Annotated in this window: 8 protein-coding genes; 5 read left to right on the top strand and 3 right to left on the bottom strand. The window is 40.1% G+C overall.

Features of this window, described 5'->3' with window-relative positions; genetic code table 11:
* Together AAX15_RS01425 and hldE are read right to left on the bottom strand one after the other, a co-directional pair.
* A partial coding sequence (locus tag AAX15_RS01425; RefSeq protein ID WP_230599585.1) for an AraC family transcriptional regulator occupies positions 1-630 on the bottom strand: 630 nt, incomplete at its 3' end.
* Between the two features lie 79 nt (positions 631-709).
* Positions 710-2140 (bottom strand): bifunctional D-glycero-beta-D-manno-heptose-7-phosphate kinase/D-glycero-beta-D-manno-heptose 1-phosphate adenylyltransferase HldE, encoded by a 1431-nt coding sequence (gene hldE / locus AAX15_RS01420; protein ID WP_046938794.1) that lies wholly within the window; start codon positions 2138-2140, stop codon positions 710-712.
* Between the two features lie 96 nt (positions 2141-2236).
* Between hldE and htrB the strand changes: the two genes are divergently transcribed.
* The 5 genes from htrB to hypA all read left to right on the top strand — a co-directional run bounded on the left by htrB (position 2237) and on the right by hypA (position 9140).
* The gene (gene htrB / locus AAX15_RS01415; RefSeq protein ID WP_046938793.1) at positions 2237-3172 is read left to right on the top strand and encodes a lipid A biosynthesis lauroyl acyltransferase HtrB; all 936 of its coding nucleotides are present in this window, start codon (positions 2237-2239) and stop codon (positions 3170-3172) included.
* A gap of 71 nt (positions 3173-3243) precedes the next feature.
* Positions 3244-5142, top strand: a complete 1899-nt coding sequence (parE, locus tag AAX15_RS01410; RefSeq protein WP_046938790.1) for a DNA topoisomerase IV subunit B — start codon at positions 3244-3246, stop codon at positions 5140-5142.
* A gap of 67 nt (positions 5143-5209) precedes the next feature.
* Positions 5210-7465, top strand: a complete 2256-nt coding sequence (parC, locus tag AAX15_RS01405; RefSeq protein ID WP_046938788.1) for a DNA topoisomerase IV subunit A — start codon at positions 5210-5212, stop codon at positions 7463-7465.
* Positions 7466-7489: 24 nt separating this feature from the next.
* Positions 7490-8704, top strand: a complete 1215-nt coding sequence (gltS, locus tag AAX15_RS01400) for a sodium/glutamate symporter (protein WP_046938787.1) — start codon at positions 7490-7492, stop codon at positions 8702-8704.
* Between the two features lie 94 nt (positions 8705-8798).
* Positions 8799-9140 (top strand): hydrogenase maturation nickel metallochaperone HypA, encoded by a 342-nt coding sequence (gene hypA, locus AAX15_RS01395; RefSeq protein WP_046938784.1) that lies wholly within the window; start codon positions 8799-8801, stop codon positions 9138-9140.
* A 103-nt stretch (positions 9141-9243) separates the two neighbouring features.
* Here hypA and AAX15_RS01390 read toward each other — a convergent pair.
* Positions 9244-10523: molybdopterin oxidoreductase family protein (locus AAX15_RS01390; protein WP_046938782.1), on the bottom strand; the 1280-nt coding region annotated here is incomplete at its 5' end.

Raw genomic sequence — 10523 nt, 5'->3', positions numbered from 1 at the left:
CACTGTAGTTAATACTTCCCGAAACGATGTTTTTTCTGCAGCGAGATGACGGCGCAATGTAGCTTCACTGGTATTTAACAATTTTGCAATGTCTCTAATTTTCCAGTGATACTCAAAATTTTCTGAAATTTTCTTACTAATTTGACACTTTAAGGATGGGGTAGAAAATGGACTAAATACACCACCCTGTTCCGACAACCAAGCTAGTAATTCCCACAAGCGAATTTCCACAATACGATCAGGAATTTCATCACTGGAAAGTGCTTTTGAAACAATCGAAAAAGCTTGCTGTATAAAAGGATGTGCAGGCAAGTGAAACAGGCTTTCAAAGGGTTTTGGCTTTGAAAGCAGTCCAAAAAATCTCTCAACCACTGCATTATCAATAGATAACCAATCCGCTTGATATACACCTAGTTCATCAGGTTCATTAATCACATCAAATCGTTGATTTCCTGCCAACATTACCATTTCACCAGCTTGGATAATTTTCTCTCCATTTATCCAACGTAGAATTTTCCGACCACGCCGAACCCAAATAACGGTAGGTTGCGTAAAATAAGATTTATCTAGTTTCAATTTATGTTGTTGTATAATAGTACTTTTTTCAGCAAAATTAGGACGAATGGGCATAAAAATTCCTTGTAAAAGTACGGTCATTTTAAGTAATTTTTTATGAATGTTCTAGATGCTCTGCACCCCAACCTTTCACTTAATCTTTCAATAATTTAATTTTTTCAATCACATTTGTTGTTGAACAACCATTTTCAAAGTTTAGCACTTTAACATCACCGCCGTTTGCCCAAACTTCTTTACTACCTGCAATCTCTTCAGGTTTGTAATCGCCGCCTTTGACTAAAAGGTCTGGTAGAATTTCGCCGATTAAACGTTGTGGTGTATCTTCAGTGAATGGCACCAACCAGTCCACGGATGCCAAACCAGCCAGTACCGCCATACGAGTTTCAAGGTTGTTAATTGGGCGACTATCACCTTTTAAGCGTTTAACTGAATCGTCGCTATTTACCGCAACAATTAGACGATCGCCTAATTTTCGTGCATTTTCTAAATAAGAAACATGCCCTGGATGCAAAATATCGAAACAGCCATTAGTCATCACAATTTTTTCACCGCGCGCTTTAGCTTGTGCGACAGCATCTTTTAATTCAGCTTCACTCATAATGCCAAATCCAGTTTCAGGACGAGCATGAATCGCATTTTCAAGTTCCACGGTCGAAACCGTTGAAGTCCCCAATTTACCCACCACGATCCCAGCGGCCACATTGGCTAGGTAACAAGATTCTTCGAAAGAACGTCCATCTGCTAATGCAGTTGCTAATACGCTAATGACAGTGTCACCGGCGCCCGTCACATCAAACACTTCTTTTGCAACGGTTGGCAAATGATAGGGTTCTTGATTTGGGCGTAATAATGTCATGCCTTTTTCAGAACGTGTCACCAAAAGTGCAGTTAATTCAATATCAGAAATTAATTTTAAACCTTTCTCAATAATCTCTTCTTCTGTATTGCATTTGCCCACAACGGCTTCAAATTCAGACATATTTGGTGTCAATAATGTCGCACCACGATAACGTTCAAAATCAGTTCCCTTTGGATCGATCAACACTGGAACATTCGCTTTACGTGCAATTTGAATCATTTTCTGAACATCTTTAAGCGTGCCTTTGCCGTAATCAGAAAGAATCAAAGCACCGTAATTTTTCACCGCACTTTCTAACTTCGCTAATAAATCCTTGCAATCTACATTATTGAAATCTTCTTCAAAATCAAGGCGGAGCAGCTGTTGATGACGAGATAAAATACGTAATTTAGTGATGGTTGGATGGGTCTCTAATGCAACAAAATTACAATCAATTTTTTGTTTTTCCAATAAGTGGGAAAGTGCAGAACCTGTTTCATCTTGTCCAATCAATCCCATTAACTGAACGGGTACATTAAGTGACGCAATATTCATCGCCACATTTGCTGCACCACCCGCGCGTTCTTCATTTTCCTGTACACGAACCACTGGCACTGGAGCTTCTGGTGAAATACGGTTGGTTGCGCCGAACCAATAACGATCAAGCATCACATCGCCTAATACGAGTACTTTTGCTTGCTTAAATTCTGCTGAATATTGAGCCATTTTAAAATCTCTCTATTTGAATAACCAAAATTGTGGCGATTTTACCACAACTCAAATTTACGATAAACTACGCCCCTAACTTACGTGGAAAGAACAATGAAAAACGAAAAACTCCCTCAATTTCAACCGCACTTTTTAGCCCCAAAATACTGGCTGTTTTGGTTAGGCGTGGCAATTTGGCGAAGTATTTTATGTCTTCCCTACCCTATTTTGCGCCATATTGGTAATGGTCTCGGGTGGCTGTTTTCACATTTAAAAGTGGGTAAACGTCGAGCTGCCATTGCACGCCGTAATCTTGAACTTTGTTTCCCTGATATGCCTGAAAACGAGCGTGAGGCAATTTTGCAAGAAAATCTCCGCTCAGTAGGAATGGCAATTATCGAAACTGGCATAGCTTGGTTTTGGTCGGATTCACGTATCAAAAAATGGTCAAAAGTTGAAGGGTTACATTACCTAAAAGAAAATCAAAAAGATGGAATTGTTCTCGTAGGTGTTCATTTCCTAACGCTAGAACTTGGCGCACGCATTCTTGGTTTGCATCATCCCGGCATTGGTGTTTATCGTCCAAATGATAATCCTTTGCTTGATTGGCTACAAACACAAGGCCGTTTACGTTCTAATAAAGATATGCTTGATCGTAAAGATTTACGCGGAATGATCAAAGCTTTACGCAATGAAGAAACGATTTGGTATGCACCTGATCACGATTACGGCAGAAAAAATGCCATTTTTGTACCCTTTTTTGCGGTGCCCGATGCTTGCACAACCACTGGTAGTTATTATTTATTGAAATCCTCACCAAATAGCAAAGTAATTCCATTTGCGCCATTACGCAATAAAGATGGCTCAGGCTATACCGTGAGTATTTCAGCGCCTGTTGATTTTACAGATTTACAAGATGAAACGACGATTGCTGCGCGAATGAATCAAATCGTTGAAAAGGAAATAATGAAGGACATAACAATATACATGTGGCTACATCGCCGTTTTAAAACGCGTCCAGATGAAAATACGCCTAGTTTATACGATTAAAAGTGCGGTCGAATATCACCGCACTTTTTGATAGAATTTTCTCAAATTTAAAAAATTAACGACTTCTAACCATGACAAGCAATTATTCAGCTCAAGAAATTACCGTTCTTAAAGATCTCGAGCCGGTGCAAATTCGCCCCGGTATGTATACAGACACCACTCGTCCGAATCACCTCGCACAAGAAGTTATTGATAACAGCGTGGATGAAGCCCTCGCGGGTTTTGCCACAAAAATTGAAGTAATTTTACACCCAGATCAATCTATTGAAGTCACAGATAATGGTCGCGGTATGCCTGTGGATATTCATCCTACGGAAGGCGTTTCTGGCGTAGAAGTAATCCTGACTAAACTACATGCGGGTGGTAAATTCTCCAATAAAAATTATGAATTTGCCGGTGGTTTACACGGTGTGGGGATTTCTGTGGTGAATGCGCTTTCTGAACGCGTGGATATTCAAGTCAAACGTAATGGTGAAGTGTATAAAATTGCCTTTGAAAACGGCAATAAAGTAGAAGAATTGGAAGTTATTGGGACTTGTGGTAGACGCACAACGGGAACAACAGTTCACTTCAAACCGAATCCAAAATATTTTGACAGCGCAAAATTTTCCGTTAGCCGCCTACGCCATTTATTAAGAGCGAAAGCAGTCCTCTGCTCAGGGCTTGAAATCAAATTCATTGATAAAGTAAACAATACTCAAGACATTTGGTTATATGAAGATGGGCTTTCCGATTACCTTATCGAAGCAGTTAATGGCTTTGAAACCCTTCCAGAAAAACCATTTGTTGGCGAATTTAAAGGAACAAATGAAGCGATTAGCTGGGCATTACTTTGGTTGCCAGAAGGAGGCGAACTAATCGGCGAAAGCTATGTAAACTTAATTCCAACTATTCAAGGTGGAACACATGTTAATGGTTTAAGACAAGGCTTGTTAGATGCCATTCGTGAATTTTGTGAATTTAGAAATCTATTACCACGCGGCGTAAAACTTACCGCTGATGATATTTGGGATCGTTGTTCTTACATTCTTTCCCTTAAAATGCAGGATGCACAATTCGCGGGGCAAACCAAGGAACGCTTATCATCACGCCAAAGTGCGGTGTTTGTCAGCGGTGTTTTAAAAGATGCGTTCAGTCTATGGCTAAATCAAAATGTACAAGATGCTGAAAAATTAGCAGAAATTGCCATTAGTTCTGCACAACGCCGATTACGCGCAGCAAAAAAAGTGGTACGAAAAAAACTCGTTAGCGGCCCAGCATTACCAGGAAAATTAGCTGATTGTGGCTCACAGGATTTAGAAAAAACAGAATTATTTTTAGTAGAGGGCGACTCTGCGGGCGGCTCAGCAAAACAAGCGCGTGATCGCGAGTATCAAGCTATTTTGCCGTTACGTGGAAAAATCTTAAATACATGGGAAGTTTCACCTGATCAAGTATTAGGTTCAACAGAAATTCATGATATCGCTGTGGCCCTAGGGATCGATCCTGACAGCAATGATTTATCACAACTTCGCTATGGTAAAGTATGTATTCTCGCGGATGCTGACTCCGATGGCCTGCATATTGCCACTCTACTCTGTGCCCTGTTCTTACGTCATTTTCCAAAATTGGTACAAGACGGTCACGTTTATGTGGCTATGCCACCACTTTATCGAATTGACTTAAATAAAGAAGTCTTCTACGCATTAGATGAAAGTGAAAAAGAGGCGATTTTAGATCGGTTGAAAAGTAAAAAAGGCAAACCGAATGTTCAACGCTTTAAAGGTTTAGGTGAAATGAATCCATCGCAATTGCGTGAAACAACAATGGATCCTAATACTCGTCGCCTTGTTCAATTAACTTATGATTTAGAGGAAGACCAAGACGCGGATACATTAGAACTGATGGATATGTTATTAGCGAAAAAACGTTCCGAAGACCGTAAAAATTGGTTGCAAGCGAAAGGCGATCAGGTTGATTTATCTGTTTAGACTAAATTAATCTCAGCAAATCCGAATTTTAATAAATTAAGAATATATTCAATTAACAGAAACCAAAATGACAAATATCAATTATGAAGGCATTGAGCAAATGCCTCTTCGTACCTTCACTGAAAGGGCTTATCTCAACTATTCCATGTATGTCATCATGGATCGTGCACTGCCTTTTATCGGTGATGGTTTAAAACCCGTTCAACGTCGTATTGTATATGCGATGTCTGAACTTGGCTTAAATGCCACGGCAAAATATAAAAAATCTGCTCGTACCGTCGGTGATGTACTCGGTAAATTCCATCCACATGGTGACAGTGCCTGTTATGAAGCGATGGTGTTAATGGCACAGCCGTTCTCTTATCGTTATCCGCTCGTAGATGGTCAAGGTAACTGGGGGGCGCCAGATGATCCAAAATCCTTCGCAGCCATGCGTTATACGGAATCACGCCTGTCTAAAATCTCTGAAATCTTGCTGAGTGAACTCGGACAAGGAACAGTAGATTATCAACCAAACTTTGATGGAACCTTGGCCGAACCACAATACTTACCTGCTCGTTTACCTCATATTTTATTGAACGGCACAACAGGCATTGCGGTGGGTATGGCGACAGATATTCCACCACACAATATTAACGAAATTGCTGATGCGGCAGTAATGTTGCTAGATAATCCGAAAGCGGGATTAGATGATGTACTTGAAATTGTTCAAGGCCCAGATTTTCCAACAGAAGCAGAAATTATTTCGCCAAAAACAGAAATTCGTAAAATTTACGAGCAAGGTCGTGGCTCAATAAAAATGCGTGCGACTTGGAAAAAAGAAGATGGAGAAATCATTATCTCAGCGCTTCCACATCAATCTTCGCCATCCAAAGTTATTGCACAAATAGCCGAACAAATGACGGCAAAAAAACTGCCAATGCTAGAAGATATTCGAGATGAAGCCGATCACGAAAATCCAATTCGCATTGTGCTAGTTCCTCGCTCAAATCGCGTCGATACTGATGCGTTAATGGCACATTTATTTGCTACCACAGATCTTGAAAAAAGCTACCGTGTAAATATGAATATGATTGGGCTTGATCATAAACCTGCGGTAAAAGGCTTGTTAGAAATCTTAAATGAATGGCTTGCTTTCCGTCGCACAACGGTAACTCGTCGCCTACAATACCGTTTGGATAAAGTGCTCTCTCGCTTGCATATTTTAGAAGGTTTGATGATAGCCTTCTTAAATATTGATGAAGTTATCGAAATTATACGTCATGAAGATGATCCAAAAGCAGAGCTGATGGCACGCTTTAATTTAAGTGATGAACAAGCCGATGCAATTTTAAATTTACGCTTACGTCATTTAGCGAAATTAGAAGAAAACCAACTCAAAGCTGAACAAGATGAACTTGAAAAAGAGCGGTTAAATTTAGAAGCAATTTTAGGATCAGAACGCCGTTTGAATACGCTTATCAAAAAAGAAATTCAAGAAGATGCGAAAAAATATGCGAGTCCACGTATGTCTCAACTGGTCGAACGTGAAGAAGCCAAAATGATCTCCGAAAGTGACATGACGCCAGCAGAGCCTGTCACTGTCATCTTATCCGAAATGGGCTGGGTACGTTGTGCTAAAGGACACGATATTGATCCTAAATCATTGAGCTACAAAGCGGGTGATAATTATCGAGCTCATGCTTGTGGCAAGAGTAATCAAGCCGTTGTATTCATTGATAGTACGGGGCGAAGTTATGCACTCGATCCGCTTTCATTGCCTTCCGCTCGTTCGCAAGGTGAACCCCTCACGGGTAAGCTAAATTTACCCGCTGGTGCGACCATTGAATATGTCGTAATGGCGAGTGAACAGCAAGAATTATTGATGGCTTCTGATGCGGGTTATGGTTTTATTTGTAAATTTGAAGATTTAATTGCACGCAATAAAGCAGGAAAAGCCTTGATTTCTTTACCGGAAAATGCCAAAGTGATGAAGCCTAAGACGCTGACGAATGCCACCGCACTTGTTGTCGCGATGACATCCGCTGGCAGAATGTTGATTTTCCCGGCAAAAGATTTACCGGCATTATCAAAAGGCAAAGGCAATAAAATTGTGACGATTCCTGCCGCAAATGCAAAAGAGCGCAGTGAATTGTTAGTGAAATTATTGCTCATTTCAGATCAAGCAAGTCTTGAATTTCATTCCGGAAAACGAAAAATTGTATTAAAACCGGAAGATCTGCAGAAGTTCCGTGCTGAACGAGGCAGAAAAGGGTCGACATTACCACGCGGATTACATACCAATATTGAAATAGTGGTAATCGAACCGCAACACATAACTTAAACACAACATAGGGAGATCCAATTTATGAGCTATACATTTAGCACGTATGAAACCCTTGCACTGGCAAGCTTAGTCTTGCTTTTGGGCTTTTTTCTCGTTAAACGAATCAGCATCTTAAAAACCTTCAACATTCCTGAGCCAGTTGTTGGTGGTTTTATTGTTGCCATTGGTCTTTTAATTTGGAATAAAGTAGACGGGACATCCTTTAATTTTGATAAAAATTTGCAAACTACCATGATGTTAGTGTTCTTCACTTCCATTGGTTTAAGTGCAAACTTTTCCCGTTTAATTAAAGGCGGAAAACCGCTTATCGTATTTTTATTCGTCGCTGGTTTGCTAATTATTTGTCAAAATATCATCGGTATCGCAGGTTCATTAGCATTAGGTATCCACCCAGCATACGGTTTATTAGCAGGTTCTGTCACATTAACTGGCGGTCATGGTACTGGCGCAGCATGGGCTGATACCTTCGTTCACCAATTTAATCTACAAGGCGCTACTGAAATTGCGATGGCATGTGCAACCTTTGGTTTAGTCTTTGGTGGTATCATCGGTGGCCCTGTTGCACGTTTCTTATTAAATCGTCAAAAACAAGGTGAAAATCCTGAAAATGATGAAGTAGACGATATTCAAGAGGCTTTTGAACATCCAACTTACAAACGTAAAATTACTTCACGTTCGTTAATTGAAACTATTGCAATGATGTCTATCTGTTTGCTTATCGGCCAATATTTAGATGCTCAAACAAAAGGCACCGCATTCCAATTACCAACATTCGTATGGTGTTTATTTACTGGTGTAATTATCCGCAATATTTTAACTAATATCTTCCGTTTCCAAGTGGCTGATTCGGCTATTGATGTATTGGGTAGCGTGGGTTTATCTATCTTCTTAGCTATCGCCTTAATGTCGTTAAAACTTTGGGAACTTGCAGGCTTAGCGGTAGATGTATTAATTATCCTTGCAGTACAAGTTATCTTTATGGCGATATTTGCTATCTATGTTACTTATCGCGCAATGGGTAAAGATTATGATGCGGTTGTATTAAGCTCTGGTCACTGTGGTTTCGGTTTAGGTGCAACACCAACAGCCGTTGCAAATATGCAAGCCATTACCAGCCGTTTTGGGCCATCACATAAAGCATTTTTAATCGTTCCAATGGTCGGTGCATTCTTTATTGACTTAATCAACGCTGCGCTATTAAAAGTCTCATTTGCAGTTGTAAATATGCTCGCGTAAAGTGCGGTTGAAATTGACAATGTTTTAGAGAAATGCCTTTATCTTGAATTGATAAAGGCATTTATTTTAAGGAAGAAAAACAAAAGGAAAAATTATGCACGAATTATCTCTTTGTCAAAATATGCTGGAAATAGTAGAAGAACAATGTAAAAGCCACGATATAAAAAAAGTTACGGATCTTTGGCTAGAAATTGGCGCGCTCTCTTGTGTAGAACCTGACGCATTGGAATTTTGCTTTGATATAACCTTTCAAGGTACGGCTGCTGAAGGCTGTAAACTTCATCTGATTCCTATAGCAGCGCAAGCCTGGTGTTGGCAGTGCCAAAAATTAGTTGAGATACAAGCTCATCATGATTCTTGTCCAAATTGTGGCAGCATACACCTGCAACGACAAAGCGGTGATGAATTGCGTATTAAAGAAATTGCCTTTGAATAAACCACTCTTTTTAACATTTCCAATATTCTTACCCATATCATATTTCATTAATCATAAAAAAGGACAGGCATAAAGCCTGTCCTAATCATGATAAATATGATAATTAAGCCACAAGTGCGGTTTCTTTTAAACGAGATTTGAGCTTAGTATATTCAGTTACAACATAGTGCTCAGCCCAACGTTGATCTTCAATTTTTTCGATACGCACTGCGCTGTATTTATATTCCGGAGTACGAGATCCCGGATTTAAATGTTCAGCGGTGAGTTCGTTACATTTTCCGATCCACCATTGGTAAGTCATATAACACGCACCTTTGTTAGTACGAGAACTTACATCCGCACGAGATATAACTTTACCACGAGATGAAGAAATCCAAACAAGCTCATTATTCTTAATGCCTAAAGCTTTCGCATCTTGGTCGTTCATTTGAACAAATCCTGGTTCATCAGCCAACGCAGCAAGTGCACGGCAGTTACCCGTCATTGAACGGCAAGAATAGTGACCAACTTCGCGCACGGTAGAAAGCACTAATGGATATTCTTCAGAGACTTCTTCCATTGGTGGTTCCCAATCGCAAGCAAAGAATTCAGCTTTACCATTTGGACGGTCAAAGATTTGGCCTTCATATAAGTATGTAGTGCCTTGATCTTCAGGGCCTTCATCCGTACATGGCCATTGAATATAACCCAAGCCTTCCATTTTTTCGTAAGTTGCACCTTTATAAATTGGGCAAAGCTCACGCAACTCATCCCAAATTTCTTTGGTGTTGTTGTAATGCATTGGATAACCCAAAGCTTGTGCCATAAGACTAATGATTTCCCAGTCGTCTTTCACATCACCAACAGGATCCACCGCTTTATAGAAACGTTGGAAACCACGGTCTGCTGCACTATAAACACCTTCGTGTTCAGCACAAGATGTTGCTGGTAAAATCACATCCGCTTCCGCTGCCGTTTGAGTCATAAAGATATCTTGAACAATAATAAACTCAAGATCTTTAAAGGTTTGTTTCATGGCATTCAAATCAGGTTCAGTTTGTAAAGTATCTTCACCCATAATATAGAATGCTTTGAGTTTACCTTCTGCCACAGCATGTGGCACTTCACTCAATGGTACGCCTGGTTTAGTTGGAATAGACGGTACGCCCCATGCTTTCGCAAATTTAGCGTTGATTTCTGGATCCGCATAGCTTTGATAACCAGGTAAAGTATTGTATAAAGCCCCCATGTCACATGCGCCTTGTACGTTGTTTTGACCACGCACAGGGTTTACACCAACATTTGGTTTACCTAAGTTACCGGTAAGCATTGCTAAACTTGCCAACGCACGTACAGTTTCCACACCTTGACGGAACTGACATACACCCATACCCCAGAGAATTG

Source organism: Haemophilus haemolyticus (genome assembly GCF_001008275.1).
Lineage (GTDB): Bacteria > Pseudomonadota > Gammaproteobacteria > Enterobacterales > Pasteurellaceae > Haemophilus > Haemophilus haemolyticus_P.
This window is presented reverse-complemented; position numbering and strand designations above follow the sequence as displayed.

Excerpts from the sequence above, each read along its gene's own strand:
- hldE (WP_046938794.1), bottom strand. The coding sequence starts at position 2,140 with ATGGCTCAATATTCAGCAGAATTTAAGCAAGCAAAAGTACTCGTATTA.
- parE (WP_046938790.1), top strand. The coding sequence starts at position 3,244 with ATGACAAGCAATTATTCAGCTCAAGAAATTACCGTTCTTAAAGATCTC.
- parC (WP_046938788.1), top strand. The coding sequence starts at position 5,210 with ATGACAAATATCAATTATGAAGGCATTGAGCAAATGCCTCTTCGTACC.
- gltS (WP_046938787.1), top strand. The coding sequence starts at position 7,490 with ATGAGCTATACATTTAGCACGTATGAAACCCTTGCACTGGCAAGCTTA.
- htrB (WP_046938793.1), top strand. The coding sequence starts at position 2,237 with ATGAAAAACGAAAAACTCCCTCAATTTCAACCGCACTTTTTAGCCCCA.
- hypA (WP_046938784.1), top strand. The coding sequence starts at position 8,799 with ATGCACGAATTATCTCTTTGTCAAAATATGCTGGAAATAGTAGAAGAA.